Below are 18,036 nucleotides of genomic sequence, written 5' to 3' on the forward strand. Positions count from 1 at the left end.
GTGGAATGTGGTTTTTGGCGAAATTCATTAGATCAAAAGGGTCGATGCGCGTCCTTCTCATTGTTTAGAAAAGAGATTTTGAGGGGATTCGCTAGATTTGAACGTTAAGTGCTCTAAGAAGTTATGGAGAATTATGAAATTGCCCCACGACTGGTTTCACGCCGACTCAGAAGACAAAGAAATGTATGGGAAAGAGCTAAACCTAGAGATGCTATCTGGACATTTTTTGTTTTCTAAAAATATTGAGGTTTATGCCCACCGCAATGATGCGACTGATGACATTTTGTGTCGGCACATAGACGCAGAGGACTTATACACAGTTGTTCACTTAACATGGAGTATGAGGCCTGAAATTGACAACAAACATCCTACTGTAGAGTTTCATGGTTCATACGATGAGTTTCTTCAATACAACTCAAAATTTTTCAACTAGTAGCTTGTTATCAAAGCATTCGAATATCGCACCTAACAAAAGTGACCAAATGGACAAACTTTGCGCGCTTTTTGGTTTTTTCTAGTACGGGATTACGGTGTAAGAATCTAATCTAATTATCAAATTTTCCTGTGTTGCTGGCGTTAAGTGTAAATCAGGTATCGTTCATGATCGTCCAAGAAGAGAGTAGAAAAGAGAATTTATTAAGTGCTGGTGTGACTAGCCAATTTATCGATGCCATAGACAGGCTTGAAGAATTGGGAGAAATTCAGTATCAAATACAAAAACCTGAAAGTGCTTATTGGTATCTTCCATCTATTGAGAACGAATATGAAATATTAAGAGGGTTCGATATCACCCCAATCTGTGATGGTTCAAATGGAGACTCCTTCTACGTCTTGTTATCTAAACCTGACGAGAGAAAATTTGTCTACTTCGAGTTAGAAGCAGACGAAATATATAACGATTTTGGTGGTTCATTTCAGCTTCTATTGGCTCATATAATAATCGACCTAATGGATTTCTCCGAAGAGCAAAGCATTGAAGATATTACTAAATTCGCTGATGGCCTCGGGCTTCTTAAAGCCAAAGAGGTTATAAACACGGTCAGCGCATTAGATGAAGATACAGATATTGAGAAGTGGGAAGTAAATGTTCTACCCGCCATCATTGGCGGAACACTTAACAAGTAGCTGCACAGGAAAAATTACTCGCTGCGCTCCCAATTTTCCTGTGAGCTAGGCGTTAGCACTACAAATCACGAGCGATAACTATGTTCGATAGATTGCTATTAGATATGTCAGGAATATTGGACGAAGAAACGTTCCATGAGTACGTTTCCAAGAAGCTCAACTTCCCCGGACACTACAGCTACAACCTTGACGCATTTTGGGATTACATCACTGATGATGAGCAGTCTTCGATGCCTAGAAAAATCGAAGTTGAAGGGATGGCAGCCCTAAAAATCCATCTTCCTGTGCTACATGATAGTTTTGTTGAGTGTCTACAAGACTACGTAAAAGTTTATCCGAATCGTGACATGGTTTTTCGGCAGGATAGTCCTTCCGGAGAAGGTTTAGAGTTCGAAGGTGACTAGAGGCCAGTATATAGATCCGCGCGTACTAATAAGCAAATGAACAGAGACGTATACTCGTGGCGCATTTTTCCATAGTGACGCTGTGATTCAGGCGTTTCATTCAATTTTGGGTGGTAAACGCCCGTTATTCTAACGTTAAGCATCAAGAGAGTTATGGATCAGTACTCGTATCAAGAAACCAAAGATGATGTTATCTCTATAATGAATGAGACCATCGAACATGGAAATTCAATTGGCGGCGGTTTAGGGCGCGCTGAAGTTGAGTATTGGCTTCGCCCACTTGAGCTAAATGAATCCAAGCCAACTCCCTATGCTCTCAAGTTGTTGGCAGCGGTATCAATTGGCTCTTTGAGGCATCAGAACAACTTGGAACTAGAAGAGCTTTATTCAGTTGTGGAGTGGCTTGTTGAGAATATAGATGCCTCTGATGTTTCTCTTATAGATCCTGGTTCCGTAAATCAGCTTATTATTGAAACATCAGAGTCGTTCGGAGTAACACTTGCTAGTAAAATTAAGTTAGTGGTGTCACCAAATACTTAACAAGTCAACGCACTCGGACTTGGCAAAGCTGTCACCTTTTTTGTTACAAAAAAGCCGCCAACTTCACCAAGCCGGTGTTTGAGGCGCTAGCGACAACCACAATTTCGAGTTATGGAGAACAAAGTGAACGTAAGGAAAGCGATCAAGCAAGACTCCAGTAAGTTGTTAGAACTTATCGAACATAAAGCTGAGTTTGACCGAAGTATGAATGGGTTTGACGGCGAAATCTCTACGACCAAAGAGAAGATTGAACGAACCTTATTTGGTGACTATCCGTTTGCTCATGCTTTGCTATTAGAAGTCGATGGCGAAGCTCTGGGGTTCGCTCTATTTCATTATCGTTACTCTTCTTTTAGTGGCGAGCCGTCTATTTGGCTTGATGACTTGCTAGTTATTGGTGAGCATCGGTCAAAGGGATATGGTGCTGAACTTATGCATGCTTTGAAAACGGATGCTAAAAAGTCGTTAACTTCTCACATTTCATGGACAGCTAGCCCATATAACACCAAAGCACACGAGTTCTACAAGAAGTTAGGTGCATTAATCGAACGAATGGATTGTCAGAGACCGTATTTTCGTTGGGCGATTTGCGGCTAACAAAGCAATTGTGTCGAATTCATAAACGCGTGCCGACTCGTTACGCCCAAACATAGCACGCGTTCACTTGCCGCTTATTACGACGTTAAATTTCAACATGAATAGACGAAACTTTTTTGAATTACTAATTGGTACACTTATAGGGGCACAAATTCTCGGGTGTAATGAAAATTCAGAAAAAAGAATGAAGATGCACATGAACATAAAACCAACCAAGCTTTCCAAGGAAAACTTACATCAAAGTTTAAATCGATTACTAAATGCCTTTGAATCACATGGTATGAATGTCGAAGGCTCGCTTTTACCACCTATTAATGAAATTGAACTTAGAAGAAGATGTAGTTGGTTCCCTGGAGACTTACCTGACGAAGTTGTTGCGCTTTATGAATGGAGGGGCGGGCAAGAAAAGGATGCTTTGGAAACTGAGTTTCCTTTTTTGTTCAGAGATAACTCGTTCTGTAGTATTGATAGAGCAGAGTTTGAATATAAAGTTATGATGGAATCTTATGGTAAACATCTACCCGATCACGAGATGCTTAAATACTCTTTTCCAATAGCTGCATTTAATGGTAGTTGGTACGTAATACCAACCAGAGGGCATAATCTAGACTCAACCCTAAAACGACCAGTTATATCAGTCAATCAGGATATAGACATCTACTTTTACACAATTGAAAAAATGATTGAAACCTGCGCAGAATGGGTAGAACACGAAAATTACTCACCTGACGGGCTATACCCTGAAAGTTTAGAGATGAAAATTTGGAGAAAGCATAATCCTGCAATTTTTAGCTAGAAGTACAACCAATCAATCTTAGGAGAATAACTTGTACAAATTATTCTATTATCCGCGTAATGCCAGCTGGGCTCCTCACATGCTTCTTGAGGAAATTGGCGCCACCTATGAACTAGTGTTAGTCGATAGGAAATCCGAAGAACAAAAATCAAGCGAATACCTAAAACTCAACCCAACTGGACGCATCCCAACGCTAGCTTATGGTGACTCGGTTATTTTTGAAAGTGCTGCGATTTGTTTGCACTTGTGCGACGAACATCCCCAATCAAGTGTTATCCCAGACATCGGAGATCCAAGTCGACCAGAATTCTATCAGTGGCTCTTTTACCTAACCACAAGCATCCAGCCAGAGTTGATGTTGTATTTTTACCCAAACAAACACACATCATCTGTTGATACAGCTGAATCTATTTCAGAAACTCAGGAGAAACGTATCACCGAAATGTTTGGTTTGGTCGATAAACAATTAGAAAACAAAGAGTTTCTAATTGGCAATCGACTCAGCGTTTGTGACTTCTTTCTATTTATGCTTTCGCATTGGGCCAGTGGATTTAAAACACCTCCTTTGTCATTTGAACATTTAGGACGATATTTGAAAGATTTAGCTAAGCGGTCATCAGTCAAGAACGTGTGCGAGGTTGAAGGAACAAATTTGGATGCGTATACCCAAACAAACTGAATATGCAGGATTCAGCGTGCTTGACCGAAGCGATGATAACCTCTGAAATCGAGCATATTCAGGTTGATTTGGTATATATGTGAAAACACATTGGATACTCGATATTCTCGAGCGTCTAGGGTTTGAATCTGCCGAATGGCTTGATACCTATTCGAAAATTGAGAATGGAACGCTCATTGGCACTGAGCCCTCCATTAAAGCGGTCCTATCCTTGCTTGGACGAAAGCGACTGTGCGAATTTCGCATACCCGCATCTACGCGTTAAGTGTCACCAACCCACCGATTTGTGAAATAGACACCTCTGCGGTGGCTTTCACGTACCTGCTATACACTAACTATTTGTAAATTCTCCCTACCTTTCTTCTTACCAGTCTTCTTGATAGAAAACAGCCCACTTTTGAGCGCTATGATTAATGAATAGCCACCGACTCAGTAGACACTTTTGAGTCATTATTTCCCTAACTTTCCTTATCCGAAAAGAAAATTTTAGATCTCCAACTCTTTGCCGCTTCTGTCCAAAAGCGGTTTACAGCGTTCAATCTAAATCCTTCATCTCAAATTCATTCAAAAAAAAGCCGCTCGTAGGGAGCGGCAAATCGTGTGAATCATATTGTAATAGTTATAGTGTGAGTATTCTTATGGCTTATTCACCATGGCTTCAGACTTCAGTGCTGTCATCACAAAGTGGAGGTTTCCACCTGCTTTGATATCGGCGTGTTTGAAGAAGAGGCCGTCTTCAAGAGGTTGACCGTTGATGGTCACTGACTTGACGTAGAAGTTGTCATCAGCGTTGTTGTCAGCGGTGATCTTGAACTCGCCACCTTCGACAGGGATGCTCACTTCATCGAACAGAGGTCGGCCAATGGTGTAGGTAGGATCAGCCGCGTTCACTTGGTAGAAGCCCATGGCTGACATGACATACCACGCTGACATTGCGCCAACGTCTTCGTTACCGATGATGCCTTTTGGCTCCGCTAAGTACATGTCATCCAAAATGTGGTCGACGACCTCTTGGGTTTTCCAAGGCTCTGCAGTCCAGTTGTATAAGTACGGAATGTGGTGCGATGGCTCATTACCGAATGCCACCTGACCAATCAAACCCGACATATCTGGCGTTTCAGTGCCTTGGCTTTTAGCGGTAAACGTCGCTTCCAAGTTTGTCTTGAACGCCGCTTCACCCCCCATCACCTCTTTCAAACCCGCAATGTCGTGGGGCACAAACCATGTCCACTGCCATGCATTCCCTTCGGTGTAGTTCCCCGTTTCATGGGCCGTACCAAATGGGTCGAACGGTGCCATGAACGAGCCATCCATCATGACCGGACGCATAAAGCCAGTGACACCGTATTCGGCGTACTCCATCGGATTGTTATCGAAGTAATACTGGTAGCCTTTTGAGCGTTCTAGGTAGGTGGCTTCTGCTTGGGTATCGCCGGCCGCTTTCGCAATTTGCGCGATGGCCCAATCATAGAAGGCGTTTTCCAAACCGTACGACACGGACTCGATGGTGTGATCAGGGTCGATCGGATTACCCTCAGCATCACGTTGAATCGCCGGCGCAAACCCCTCTTTTTGGATGTAGTCGATGTGCTTTGTAAGAGTGCGATTCAATACTGGCACATCCCACTCTGTGGCAAGCGAGTCATAGTTGTCGTACGTGGAAGAATCAATCGCCGCCTTCAGGGCCAGCGCTTTTTCAGATTGCGTGAACGCGTCTGGAAATTTGGTGATCGCATCGGCAATCACAGCAACGGCTGGGTAACCCACCATGGTGCCAGTTTCATCCCCTAAGTGTTCCCACTTCGGCAGCAAACCACTTTCTGTATATTTCTGAACCAAGTTCTTCGCGTATTGAACGGCGCGTGTCGGCTCAGTGATGGTTTTCAGCGGGTGCAGGGCTTTGTGCGTGTCCCACAAAGAGTAAACCGAGAAGTTAGGAAGCGCTTCGGTGGCTTCACCATACGCGATGGAGTATTCACCCTCGCCTTCACGGATTGAGCCTTTACCCATGCCGCGAAAGCTTCCATCCACATCTTGGTGAACCTGCGGTGCAATTTTGGTGTGATACAGCGCGGTGTAGAAAATTTCTTTCTGCTCGGCTGTGCCACCTTTCACGCTCAGGTTCAGCGCGTTTGCCCATTTTTCACTTGCTTGCGTACGCGCGACATCAAACGACACACCCGCTTCTGCTTGGTGGTTGTTTTGTGCGCCTTCAGCACTGACGGCAGAGATCGCCACTTGTGCGTTCAGAGCCTGTGATTCTCCCTGTTCAAACTCAACATACGCCGTCACGTCGGCTTTGATGCGTTTGACCGGTTTACCGTCATTGTCATAAACCAATTCGGAAATGTGTTCGGCACTCAAACCATCGGCTGAGACACCGCCAACGAGGAGTTGCACGTTTTTGATTTTCTTGTCGAAGGTGGCGTGAAAGAAGATTTTTTGGTTCTTCGCCCAGCCAGAAAAATGCGCAGCATCTCGCTCACCCGTGATGGTGTAACCATCGTCACTGACCGTCAGTTTGTTGCGTAGTGAGGTCGAACCCCAATCGCTGTTAAGGATCGAGTTTAAATCGATCTTCAAACGCTGCGGTTGGCCTTCTGGATAGGTATAGCGATGGAAGCCCACGCGCTCAGAGGCAGTAAGCTCGGCTTTGATGCCGTTTTCAGCGATGTTCACGGAGTAGTAACCCGCTTCTGCCACTTCAGACGCTTTGTCCATCTTGACGGAAATCGCCTCGCGGTAATCGTCCGAATCTTCAATGTATTTCGCGTTCTCTTCCGTGAATGGAAGGAACAGAATGTCGCCCAAACCGCCCATACCTGTGCCAGACAGGTGAGTGTGCGAGAAGCCAAACAGTGTGTCTTTGTCATAGTGATAGCCCGACGAAGAGTGCCAGCCCATCAGCTCCGTATCTGGCGATAACTGCACCATGCCTTCTGGTACAACCGCACCAGGGAAGGTGTGACCGTTGAAGCCCGTGCCGATAAATGGGTCAACATATTTCAGAACATTTATTTCTGGCGACACAACGCCTGTATTTGGGTTTGAATCAGAAGAACTTGAATTGCAGCCAAACAAGAAAAGGGCGGCAGAGACTGACAGTGCAACCTTAGAAACACGAGAAATAGACATAGAATAATCCTTGACAAAGATGCCGCACACTGGCGGCATCGGGTCTATGAACAATTAGATTTTTGCCTGCATGGCTTCTTTCTTATCGCCAGTCATCACGAAGCGAAGCTCACCGCCTGCTTTGATTTCACTGTGCTCAAAGGTCAACTCGTTAGAGAGTTCGTTGCCGTTGATGGTGACGGATTTCACGTACTTGTTATGCGGGCTGTTGTTGTCTGCAACGATGGTGAACTTGCCACCGTCAACATCGATCGCCACTTCATCAAACAGCGGACGACCAATGGAGTAAGACGGGTCTGCCGGTGAGACTTGGTAGAAGCCCATCGCCGACATGATGTACCACGCAGACATCTGGCCGACGTCTTCGTTACCAATCAAGCCCGTCGGCTCGATGGTGTACATTTCAGCCATGATGCGATCGAGGTATTCTTGGGCTTTCCAAGGCTCGTCAGTCATGTTGTACAGGTAAGGGATGTGGTGCGACGGCTCGTTACCGTGCATGTATTGACCGATGTATCCGGTCAAATCAGGCAGTTCTTCACCTGTGTTTGATGAACGCGCGGTGAACAACTCATCCAAGTCTTCACGGAAGGCTTTCTCTGGGGTGGTGTCTTTCCCGTTTTCTTTATCCGCCTTAAAGATTTCTTGCTTTAGACGGGCGAAATCATGCATTGGCTGGAATTTCCACTGCCACGCGTTACCTTCGGTAAAGGCAAACTCATCAACGTAGTACGGGTCGAAATCAAGCAGCGGACATTGTTCTTTCATCGTCCCAGAACCAGCAGGCCATTCGACCATCACACATTCGTCTTTACGCTCTTCATCGATCGGCTGGTTGAACGCCAATGGCGGCTTGTTTGGTGAGGAACTTGCTGGGTGGTTCTTCGGACGCAAGAAGCCCGTTGATGCATCCCAGTGATGTAGCCAGTTGTCAGCGCGGGCAAGAAACTCGTCTTGCACCTTCACATCGCCCGCCATACGCGCAATTTCAGAGACCGCCCAGTCACCGTAAGCGAATTCCAAGGTGTAGGATGCAGAGTTCCAGTAGCCGTGATGAACGAAGCCATTCTCTTCGTATACTTTGACTTGCACCACGTTCGCTGCGCCGATGTTTTGGTCAGGCGTCCAATCAGGGAACTCGCTTTCTTCGTGGTAGCGCGCTGTAAACTCAGCCGCTTCCAACGCATCTTGCGCATCCACATTCAGCCCTTTCGCCATGGCATCGGCAATGATAGAAATCGCAGGGAAACCAATCATGGTGCCCGTGTAATGACCTTGCAGTTCCCACTTCGGTAAGATGCCGCCGTCTTTGTACTTGCGGATCAAATCGTTCGCGTATTCTTCCGCGCGATCAGGGTTAATAATGGTTTGCAGTGGGTGGAAGGCGCGGAACGTATCCCACATGGAGTAGATCGAGTAGTTTGGCGTATCACCCGCTTCTTTTAGCTCTTGTGTGCGCATTGCACGGTAGGTGCCGTCAACGTCTTGGAACACCATAGGTGCGATGTTGGCGTGGTACATGGCCGTGTAGAAAATCTCTTTCTGCTCTTCCGTACCGCCCTTCACGGACACTTTTGCTAGCTCGTTGTGCCATGCTTGTTGCGTTTTGGTCAGTACCTTATCAAAGCCCCATTCAGTGACTTCTGCATCCAAGTTTTTCTTCGCGCCACGCACGCTGGTTGGCGATAGGCCTAGGGTTAGCTCAATCGGTTTATCTGATGGCGCAAACTCTAGGTAGGCGATGGTCTTGGTGGCTTGGAAAGCATCGTTATCCAGCGAGATTTCCGTTTCCACGCCGTCGATCATGCCCGTCGCTTTCACGATAGGTTGATTGAATTTAGCGTAGAAATAGATGTGCTGGTTGTTTGCCCAACCGTCAGAGCTGCGCTTGCCACGTACGGTGTATTCGTCAATGAATTCGATATCACCGATTGTGGTGCGGTTGCCCCAGCTTTTATTTAGCGTGTGGTCTAAATCCAGTTTAAGGAACGGCGTGGTGCCATCTTTAAATGTATATTTGTGGTAACCCACGCGTGGTGATGTGGTTAATTCCACTTTAATATCACCACGGTTTAATTCGACAGAATAATAACCCGCTTCCGCTTTTTCATTTTCTTTATCGAAGGTGTTATAAGTCGCATTGCTTTTTTCAGTAAATGGCAGAATAAGAATATCACCTAAATCAGTGATACCTGTTCCAGAAAGGTGGGTATGAGAAAAACCATAAACAGGAATGTCTTCTTTTTTACCATGATCGAAATAACCTGCCGCTGATCCCCAACCTTCCATTTCCGTGTCAGGAGAAAGCTGCACCATGCCGCCAGGGTAAACCGCGCCCGGGAAGGTGTGGCCGTCAGCACCCGTGCCAATAAACGGGTCGACATATTTTATCAGCGATTTATTAACCGCTTCGCCCACTAAACCTGTTTGTGAATTTGAATCAGAATCTGAATTACAACCAGACAGCGCAATAGCAATCACCACCGCTAGCGGTGCTAATGTATGTTTCATTTTCATTCCTTTTAGAAAAAGGGAGAGAACTCTCCCTTTAATTTTTTATTATTTGATTTGAGGTAAAACTATTTTGTGTAGAGATGCCGTTATTATTTCGGCATGTGATCCGCATGCAAGAATTTACCCACACCAAAATCTGGCGGCGTATTTTCTGGTTGAGAACCCCATTGTTTATTTGGCTCGTCGCCCATTACAAATGACAAGGTGCCACCATTCATAATGTCTTCTTGGGTAAGGTAAGTACGCTCGAATACTTCCCCATTCAATGTTGCAGATTGAATGAAGATATTCTCGCGGCTGACATCTTTCGCTGTCACGGTGAAGGTTTTACCTTCGCCCACATTGATGGTGGCGTTATCAAACAGCGGGGTGCCGATTTCATAAACGCCCGTTGATGCGCTCACTGGGTAGAAGCCCAATGCACGGAACACAAACCACGCAGACATGGTGCCAAAGTCGTCGTTACCACAAATGCCGTCAGGCGTGTTGTCGTAACACACATTGGTCGCCGCAGCGATGGCAGCTTGCCCTTTCCAAGGTTGTCCAACGTAGTTGTAGAGGTATGGCACATGGTGATCAGGCTCGTTGCCTTGAACGTGTTGCCCTACGTTACCTGTGTTAAACACTGGGAACTGGTTGTCGCCTGCGTTGCGGTCTGGGTACGTTGACCAGTATTCGTCCAAACGTTTGGTGAACAGCTCACCGCGTTTTGCGTCTGGGTTCTGGGTTTTGTCGAACTCGGTCATCAGGTCAATCAGACCATGAATGTCATGTTGAACGCTGAACGAATATTGCCAGCCGTTCGACTCTGCAAACGCATAGTTGAACATGTCTGGACGCCAGTCTTTATCCACCGCGAGGCCAGTTGCAGGATCAACCCAATCGGCATCAATGAAGTTGCCTTTGGTGTCACGCGCTTTAAACCAGCCTTTGTATTTCTTGCCGTTAACATCAAATTGCGCCATCCAGTTATTCGAACGGTCAGCAAACTCTTTGTATTCCGGCGCGTCTTCGCCCATGACGGCTTTGATTGCTTGCGCGATGGTCCAATCGTTGTAGGCATACTCGAGTGAGTATGATGCCGTCCAACTGCTTTCGAACGGTGAATGCGCCCATAGGTCACCTTTACCGATACGCATCTTCGACGCTTTGTAACCCTTAGTGACGTACTCGTCGATGGAATCAACCGCACTGCCCTTGCGACCGTCTTTGATCATGGCACTGATCAGACGCTGCTTAATGTCGTCTTGCTGCGCTTGGATAAAGCCCAGTTCATCCATACGCGCATCCAGTGAGCCTTTGGTCAACACATCCGCAATCACAGGGGTTGAGTGCATGCCCATCATCATGCCCGTTTCGTTGCCTTTGAATGTCCATTCTGGCAAACGACCGTGGCGGGTTTTGCCGTTGTGGTCGACCCAGCTTTCTTCTGCATACGACAGCATGGAAAGCACCACATCTGCCAAGCGGTTTGGCTCAATGATGCTTGAAAGCGGCTGAACAGAACGGTAGGTATCCCAAAGGGAGAAGGTGTCGTAGCGAACGAAATCGGCTTTGCCATCTTTGTTTGCATCCGCAATGCGGACTTTTTCGATAAGTGGTTCAGAGACCACATCACCGTTGGCATTCGTCCCATCAGGGTACGCGCCACGGCCTTGCATCACTTGACGGTAACGACCATCAAGGTCCGAGTGAATGGTTTGCCCCAAGAAGGCGTGATACATCGCGGTGTAGAAGGTTTGTTTGTATGCCACATCCCCTTCAACCTTGATTTTACCCAGCTCGGTTTCCCACTTCGCCGTGGCGTCTTTGCGCACTTGGTCGAAGGATTTACCCGCCACTTCCGTCATGTTCAACGACGCACCCGTTTGCGCGTTTTCGCCCACTTCGGTGTTTGAAAGCGCCACTTTGGCTTCAACCACTAATCCAGATTCAGCCGTATCAAACTCGACATAAGCGCGGGCATATTGGTTGGTGAATTCGGTCGTACCCGCTTTCGCTGGCACATACGATTTGGTGTCGCGGTCAAAATATTCAAAGCGAATCGATTTGATTGGCTTATCGAACTCCATCACGAAGAATTCTTTCTGGCTCGCCGCCCAACCATCAGAGAAACGGTGACCCGATAAGGTGTTAGCGTCTTTATCCCATTCGAAATGCGATTCTGCCGTGTAGTCCCAGTTAATGTTGAAACCCAGGTTCACAATGATTTCGGATTTCTCATCTTGCGGGAAGGTATAGCGGTGAACACCCACGCGATCTGACGCGGTCAGCTCGGCTTTGATGTCATAGTCATCTAGGAAAACAGAATAGTAACCGGCAGTGGCTTGTTCGTTGCGGTGCTTAAAGCGCGAAGCTTCGAGGTTCAGCTGCGGCGAGCCCTCGTTAAGCATGTAGTCTGAGCGGGAGTTGATTGGCATCACAAGGATGTCGTTCAAATCCCCTGCGCCTGCGCCAGAAAGGTGAGTGTGAGAGAAGCCTGAAACGCGGTTATCGTTGTAGTAATACCCAGAGGTGTATTCCCAGCCGTTCGATCCGTTGTTCGGCGACAGTTGCACCATACCGTGTGGCGTTGTCGCACCTGGATACGTGTTACCTAAATTGCCCGTTCCAATAAATGGATTAACAAAGCGTGTAATGTCCATGTCATCAAACGCAACTGGCACGTTTAATCCCATTTCAATTGCAGATTGCTCAGTGAAAGACATGCCCTGAGTAGTACAACCCGCCGACCCCAATATTCCTGCTATTACCGCAACACAAAGTAAACTCTTTTTGAATTTCATGTTACACCTTCATTTCACTAAAAATAGGGAAAGGAGATCTACGAATAGATCTCCTGATTTTTTTATTTTTACTTTAATGCGTCTTCTTTATTTCCGGTCATGACAAAACTTAATTGCCCGCCCGCTTTCAAATCCGAGTGCTTAAATGAGAAATTGTTGTTTAGAGGCTTGCCATTAATGGCAACAGATTTCACGTAGATATTCTCTTCGCTGTTGTTTTCCGTTGTGATGGTGAATGAGCCGCCATCAACGGGGATCACTGCTTTATCGAAGATTGGGCGCGTGATGGTGTAAGACGGATCCGCCGGCGTCACTTGGTAGAAGCCCAAGGCGTTCATCACATACCACGCCGACATTTGGCCAACGTCTTCATTACCAATCAGGCCTTCTAACGTTGGGTGATAAAACTCATTCATTGCACGGTCGACAATTTCCTGCGTTTTCCAAGGCTCCGCGGTCCAGTTGTAAATCATCGGCACGTGGTGGTCAGGTTCATTACCCATCACGAATTGGCCGATGTAGCCGGACATATCGTGAGACTGGCTGGTGTCTGCGTTCGAGTTGGCATTGAACAGCGCATTCAAGTTCGCCAATAGCGCCGCTTTACCCTCTTCTGTCAACGCTTCTGGTTTGTCGAAGTCCGCACGAATGGTGTTCTGACCCGCCATCACGTTGCCAAGGCCATTGATGCTGTGCGGTGCAAACCATGTCCACTGCCACGAATTGCCTTCCGTGAAGTCTTCACCACGGTGTTCAGCACGGTAAGGCCAGAACACATCGTTTTCTGTCAGGCTCTTGCGGTCTTTACAGGCGTTGTAATCCAAGTCTTGCGGGATAGACAGCGCGAGGTTTTCATCTACACAGTCCGCTTTCAGGTTGTTTGCGAAAACTTTCTCACCATTTTGGTTGTAAACCGGGCGCATAAAGCCCGTCGCGCCAAGCGATTTACCTTTGCTGTCTAGGAGCTTACCGTAGAATTCAGGGTTGTAATCGAAGTAGTTTTTGAACGCTTCAGAACGTGCCATATAGCGCTCAAATGACGCGTCATCACCTGCCAGTTTGGCGATCTGCGCAACGGTCCAGTCGTAGTAGGCATTCTCCAAACCATATGACACAGATTCGTTCACCAGCCCGTCATATTTATCAACAGCAATCCCGTTCACGTATGCTGGTTTGTCGCCGGCATCCGACGCCCATTTCGCATTCGCAGGAATGTAACCGAGCGCTTCTTGGTAATTGTTGTGGCGCGTCATGACGGTGAAACGTTTATCGCCAGACCATGCGTCTTTGTAAGGCACCCAGCTGTCGGTTTTATCTAGCGAGAAGTTGAGCGTGTCGTTCGCCGCTTGAATCGCCAGTTCAAAGTGATCTTGCGTGAAGGCTTCAGGGTGTTTCACCATGATGTCAGCGATAACAGAAACAGCAGGATGCCCGACCATTTCGCCGGTGTAGTCTGAGTGAAGTTCCCACTTAGGCAGTACACCACCGGTTTTGTATTTGTTCAGCAAATCGTGTGCATATTCCACAGCACGTGATTTATCAATGATGGTTTTTAGCGGGTGCGCGGCGCGGAACGTATCCCACATTGAATACACCGAGTAGTTCACCAAACCGTCTTCTGCCTGATGCACTTTGCCATCCATGCCGCGATATTTACCGTCTACATCTTGGTAAACGAATGGCGCGACATAGGTGCGGTACAGCGAAGTGTAGAACATGGTTTTATCGGCTTCTTTGCCGCCTTCCAGTTCAAACTCACCCAAAATTTCAGCCCATGCGATGCGGTTTTTCTCTACCACAGCATCAAAGTTGAAATCGTTTGTATCAGCATTCAAGTTATTGATAGCACCTTCAACGCTGGTGCCAGAAATCGCCACTTTCACGGTAATAGGTGCATCACCTTTGCCGAAGTTTAAGTGGGTCATCACGTCGTTTGCGCGTTGAGCCAAACGGTCAGCCTCAGGATCTGGTTCACCAGGCATTGGCTGATGTTCTGCGTAACCACGGTAGTCTGCAAGACCAACTTCGGTAGCATCAACGGGGCGCAACGTGCTTTCAGAAGCCAGTTTTGCATAAAGATTTTCTTCGACGATAGATTCAGAGAACTCAGCCACAAAGAAAACAGTCTGCCATTGGCCCCATTCGTTAGAAGTACGCGCACCCACCACGGTAGTGTCGTTCAAACGCTTGTAGTAAATGTTGCGTGAGTGGTTGCCGTAGGTTTCTAGCAACTCATGTTGTAGGTCGATACGGACTTTACGGTCTTCACCTTTTTTGAAGGTATAACGCTGGAACGCCACACGATCGGTGGCCGTCAATTCCGCTTTTACGCCCGTCTCTTTTAATTCCACCGAGTAGTAACCGACTTCTGCGGTTTCTGTGTCTTTATTGATGGTTGGTGCGTCAGTGTTAAAGCCTGTGTATGGCAAGAAGGCGAAATCATTCAGGTCACCTTTACCCGCACCTGAAATGTGGGTCATGGTAAAACCAGAAAGCAACGCATTGGTTGGGTCATACTCAGAGGGAGAACCTTTGCCATTCCAACCGTTTGGGTCGAAGTTATCTGGCGACGGTTGGATCATGCCTTCCGGCATAACCGGTGAAGGGTTCACGTTACCCAACCCTTTCGTGCCGATAAGCGTATCAACGTAATTCAGTACAGAAAGATCAGGCTGCGGCAAGGTGCCGATATGCTCACTTTTATCCGATGAACTGGAATTACAACCCGCTAACGCAAAAACGATCGCCATAGAAAGCACAGACTTTTTGTTTATCATTTTCGACCTATATAGTGTTAGAAACGTATTGGATGATTGTTTTTGGCGTGATCGAACCCCTGCCGATACCGGAATAAGATTTTTGAATCGCGCTCTCATTATTTATTTGTGAATCGTTTTCATAAAAAAACCACCCGACACTTAAACATGTCCACATTGCTTAAATATCTTTTGGGCGGTTTGTATTACTTTTATTTAATTGAAAGCTGTTGCTTTCAATTAATCCCCCCTCATTTGAATTAGGGGGATATTAATATTAAAGATTCGCGGCCATGGCCTCTGACTTATCAGCGGTCATCACGAAGCGAAGTTCTCCACCTGCTTTAAACTCTTCGTGCTTAAAGGTGTTGAATTTGTCCAAAGGCTTACCGTTGATGGTGACGGATTTCACGTACATGTTGTCCGGGCCGTTGTTTTCAGCAATAACCGTAAACTTGCCCTCGCCAATCGACATGGTGGCTTTGTCGAAGATTGGGCGACCAATACTGTACGTTGGGTCTGTCGGTGAAATCTGGTAGAAACCAAGGGACGACATCAAATACCACGCTGACATTTGACCCACATCTTCGTTACCGATGATGCCGTCTGGCGTTGGTTTGTAGAATTCGTCGTAAACCTGATCCAAGTATTCCTGCGCCTTGTAAGATTCTTCGGTGCGGTTATACAGGTAAATCACGTGGTGCGAAGGTTCGTTACCGTGGATGTACTGGCCGATGTAGCCTGTCATGTCTTGGTGTTGATCGCCTTCGTTTTCATCCGCGGTAAACAGGTTGTTTAGCTTCTCGTTCAAACCCTCTGTGCCACCCATGATCTCAGTCAGTTTGTCGAGATCTTGCATGAACGCCCATTGCCACTGCCAAGCGTTGCCTTCAGTGAAGTAGAACGCATCCGCTTTGTAAGGGCTGAATGCTTCAGTGCTGTATTTAAACGCACAAGGATCGCCATCTTTCAGTTCAGTCGGCACAAAGAACCCAACACTTGGATCCCAATGTGTCAGCGAGTTGTATGAACGTGCTTTGAACTCGTCATAGGTTTCCATGTCGCCTGCAGCTTTCGCCATTTCGGCAATGGTCCAGTCGTAGAACGAGAATTCAAGGGAGTAAGACACAGAGTTCCAGTTTGGTGCGCGTACACAAGTTTCACCAATGTGGTAGCTCAATTGACCCGCCATCAACGAGCCAAGAATGCCATCGTTGATTTGTGGGAAATCGTGCGGGCGGTAATGTGCAGATTTTACAGAAGCTTCAAGCGCTTCTTCTGCGTCAACCAAGCCTTTGGTCACCGCATCGCCCAGGATAGCGGTTGATGGGTAACCGATCATGGTGCCCGTTTCAGAGCCGTGGCCTTCCCACTTCGGCAACATACCGAATTCGTCGTTTGATTTACGGATCAAATCTTCAACGTAGAGCGTGGCTTGTTTCGGGTCGATGATGGTCCAGAATGGGTGAACCGCACGGAAGGTATCCCACGTTGAATAGATGGAATAATTTGGCGTGTCGCCCTCTTCCAAGGTGCGTGTGGTACCGAGCATATCCACGTAGCGACCATCAACGTCATAGAATTCGATTGGCGCGATCATCATGTGATACATGCCAGTGTAGAAGTTGGTTTTCTCTGCGTCTGAGCCACCTTCCACTTTCACTTTCGCGAGCTTCTCAGCCCATGCAAACTCTGCATTCGCTTTCACTGTCGCGAAATCAAACGTTGGCGCTTCTGCTTCTAAGTTCTTCTGTGCACCGTGCCAGTTCACCGGAGAAATACCGACGCGAATTTCAATCGCTTCGTCACCCGCACCAAAGTTTAGGAATGCGGTTAAATCATCACCTTGGTACACCGCATTGTGGCGCATGTTAGTCTCAGGCTCTTTGCCATCTTTGCCTAACATCGCGCTTGCTACCGGCTGGCTAAATTTCGCGTAGAAGAAGATGTCTTGACCTTGGTGATCTTGACCTTGGAACCAACCCGTCGAAGACTTGCGTCCGCGAATGGTGTATTCATCGATCACTTCGATTTTGTTCTTTAGCGATTTGCCGTTATTACTTTGCAGCGTGTGGCCTAAATCGAACTTCACGTTGCGATCAGCACCTTTCGCAAAGGTGTATTTGTGCAAACCAACGCGCTTTGTTGTTGTAAGTTCGACGTCGATGTTGCCGTTGTTCAATTTGGTTTTGTAAAAACCTGCCGTGGCGATTTCGTTGGATTTATCAAACGCATTGATGCTGTGGTCATTCAAGTCTGAATAAGGCAGAACAAGAATGTCACCAAGATCGGTAGCACCCGTGCCTGATAAATGGGTGTGAGAGAAGCCGTAAATTGGCACGTCGGTATCAAAAATCTCACCATTCTCGGAATAATCAGATTTATCCCAGTAACCCGATGCTGAGTGCCAATCATTTAGACCCGCTTCGTGGTCAGCCTTCGAACCAATAAACGTATCTGGTGAAAGTTGAACCATACCCGCAGGAACAACTGCACCTGGGAATGTGTGGCCCGATGCAGCGGTACCAATCATTGGATCAACGTATTTCAATACCGCTTTATCGATAATCGACACGGATGGAATAGAAATGCCAGGTTCTGAGGTGTTGGAATCTGAGTTACAGCCAACAACAGACAAAGCAAGGGCTATAGCGAGTGCACAAGGCGCTAACTTGATGTTCATTCTTCTACCTTTTTTAAAAAA

At 46.9% G+C, this 18,036-nt stretch carries 12 protein-coding genes; 7 read left to right on the forward strand and 5 right to left on the reverse strand.

Annotation, left to right across the window (positions count from 1 at the left end):
* Positions 1-133: 133 nt before the first annotated feature.
* The 7 genes from LRP50_RS14935 to LRP50_RS14965 all read left to right on the forward strand — a co-directional run bounded on the left by LRP50_RS14935 (position 134) and on the right by LRP50_RS14965 (position 4,141).
* Positions 134-433: a hypothetical protein gene (locus LRP50_RS14935; RefSeq protein ID WP_274165257.1), complete on the forward strand. Its 300-nt coding sequence runs from the start codon at positions 134-136 to the stop codon at positions 431-433.
* Positions 434-600: 167 nt separating this feature from the next.
* Positions 601-1,125 carry a hypothetical protein gene (locus LRP50_RS14940; protein ID WP_274165258.1) on the forward strand — a complete coding sequence of 175 codons (525 nt, stop codon included), beginning with the start codon at positions 601-603 and terminating at the stop codon, positions 1,123-1,125.
* Between the two features lie 80 nt (positions 1,126-1,205).
* On the forward strand, positions 1,206-1,529 hold the full coding sequence (locus tag LRP50_RS14945) for a barstar family protein (RefSeq protein WP_274165259.1): 324 nt from the start codon (positions 1,206-1,208) through the stop codon (positions 1,527-1,529).
* A gap of 153 nt (positions 1,530-1,682) precedes the next feature.
* A complete protein-coding gene (locus LRP50_RS14950) occupies positions 1,683-2,069 on the forward strand; it encodes a hypothetical protein (protein WP_274165260.1) in 387 nt (128 codons plus the stop codon).
* Between the two features lie 111 nt (positions 2,070-2,180).
* Positions 2,181-2,666, forward strand: coding sequence for a GNAT family N-acetyltransferase (locus LRP50_RS14955; RefSeq protein ID WP_274165261.1), 486 nt, complete (start codon positions 2,181-2,183; stop codon positions 2,664-2,666).
* A gap of 196 nt (positions 2,667-2,862) precedes the next feature.
* Positions 2,863-3,462: an SMI1/KNR4 family protein gene (locus LRP50_RS14960; RefSeq protein ID WP_274165262.1), complete on the forward strand. Its 600-nt coding sequence runs from the start codon at positions 2,863-2,865 to the stop codon at positions 3,460-3,462.
* Positions 3,463-3,493: 31 nt separating this feature from the next.
* Complete coding sequence (locus LRP50_RS14965) at positions 3,494-4,141, forward strand: glutathione S-transferase family protein (protein ID WP_274165263.1); 648 nt, start codon at positions 3,494-3,496, stop codon at positions 4,139-4,141.
* 636 nt (positions 4,142-4,777) lie between these two features.
* On the opposite strand, the gene LRP50_RS14970 is transcribed toward LRP50_RS14965, so the two are convergent.
* The 5 genes from LRP50_RS14970 to LRP50_RS14990 all read right to left on the reverse strand — a co-directional run bounded on the left by LRP50_RS14970 (position 4,778) and on the right by LRP50_RS14990 (position 18,015).
* Positions 4,778-7,276, reverse strand: coding sequence for a GH92 family glycosyl hydrolase (locus LRP50_RS14970; protein WP_274165264.1), 2,499 nt, complete (start codon positions 7,274-7,276; stop codon positions 4,778-4,780).
* A 54-nt stretch (positions 7,277-7,330) separates the two neighbouring features.
* A complete protein-coding gene (locus LRP50_RS14975) occupies positions 7,331-9,793 on the reverse strand; it encodes a GH92 family glycosyl hydrolase (protein WP_274165265.1) in 2,463 nt (820 codons plus the stop codon).
* An 86-nt stretch (positions 9,794-9,879) separates the two neighbouring features.
* A complete protein-coding gene (locus tag LRP50_RS14980; RefSeq protein WP_274165266.1) occupies positions 9,880-12,576 on the reverse strand; it encodes a GH92 family glycosyl hydrolase in 2,697 nt (898 codons plus the stop codon).
* A 68-nt stretch (positions 12,577-12,644) separates the two neighbouring features.
* Complete coding sequence (locus LRP50_RS14985) at positions 12,645-15,353, reverse strand: GH92 family glycosyl hydrolase (protein ID WP_274165267.1); 2,709 nt, start codon at positions 15,351-15,353, stop codon at positions 12,645-12,647.
* Positions 15,354-15,609: 256 nt separating this feature from the next.
* Complete coding sequence (locus LRP50_RS14990) at positions 15,610-18,015, reverse strand: GH92 family glycosyl hydrolase (protein WP_274165268.1); 2,406 nt, start codon at positions 18,013-18,015, stop codon at positions 15,610-15,612.
* Between the last annotated feature and the right edge of the window lie 21 nt (positions 18,016-18,036).

Origin of the sequence: Enterovibrio gelatinilyticus, assembly GCF_028683095.1 — a bacterium.
Taxonomy (GTDB): domain Bacteria; phylum Pseudomonadota; class Gammaproteobacteria; order Enterobacterales; family Vibrionaceae; genus Enterovibrio; species Enterovibrio gelatinilyticus.